We start from the raw sequence: 1,043 nt of genomic DNA, 5'->3' as shown, positions 1-1,043 counted from the left end.
CATGATGGAGCTGCAGGTTCATCTCCATCAGAGCCTTTTGCATATGTTGGATATGGGCGGCAGCATATTCCACGAGCCGCTCGCGCTGGCGTAGATAGGCTCGCAACGTTGCGATCTCGGCATCGGTCGGAAGCTGCCCCGTAACAGGCCATAGGAGTGGAGCTGGCGTAACCAAGCGGCATCGCTGAGATCGGTTTTACGGCCAGGTACATTCTTGGCGTACCGCGCGTTGACCAGAATGACCTCAAACCCGCGCTGTTCTAGGATCTCGTAGACTGGGATCCAATAGACCCCAGTGGATTCCATCGCGACACTGGTCACGCCGCACATCTTGAACCAGTCCGCCAGTTCATGCAGGTCTTGCGTGAATGTGCCGAATGCACGCACTGGCTTGTCGGTGCAGGCCGGGTTTACCGCGGCCATGTGCATCTTTGATCCGATATCGATAGCGGCCGGGCTGAGGTTGACCAGCTTTAGGTCCGGGCCGCGGTCGGTTGTCCTGTTAGGCATCGCAACTCCTCCGTCCGATGATGGGCTGGAGGGTCAGGGCTATGCCAATTTGTCATCTTCCTAATCGGGATCGCCGTCGAAACGGCGTCACCACTCTCAAGTCCGCATGCGCCCATGGACCACGTTTTTTAACGGGGACAGTGCCTCCAATAAGCTGACGGCCGCTACCCTCCGAGCTAAAGGATAGCACAAGGCTGTTTCTATCCCGCGCAGGCGCGCCACGACGCTGGACAGTTATTTAGGATATCCCGCTCGGCCTTCAGCTTGGCGACCTCACGGCGCAGCCGCTCGATCTCCTGCTGCTCCGGCTTCATCTGCCCGTGACCGGGAAAGGCCTGCACCGGGTCGGAGCCGAACTTGCTGATTCCAATGATCTCGCCGGGGTGTACCGATTTGATCTCGCCCAGGATTGAACGAACCCGCTACGCGGCAGTAGGGGGCAAACCTGCTGAACTGAGGTGTCCTGTCTGAGAGGATGTTGGTCTTCGCACCACCCCTCTCAAGACAGGAGACCCAGATGGCTACGATGAGCC

At 58.7% G+C, this 1,043-nt stretch carries 1 pseudogene; it reads right to left on the bottom strand.

What is annotated here, in order from left to right:
• A pseudogene (locus RPS27_RS30805) lies at window positions 1-510 on the bottom strand (transposase); the annotation flags it as partial.
• Window positions 511-1,043: the final 533 nt, after the last annotated feature.

This window comes from Bradyrhizobium sp. WYCCWR 12699 (assembly GCF_032144035.1).
In the GTDB taxonomy this organism is placed as follows: Bacteria; Pseudomonadota; Alphaproteobacteria; order Rhizobiales; family Xanthobacteraceae; genus Bradyrhizobium.
Note: the sequence above shows the minus strand (reverse complement) of the source record. Positions and strands in the feature narration are given on the sequence as shown.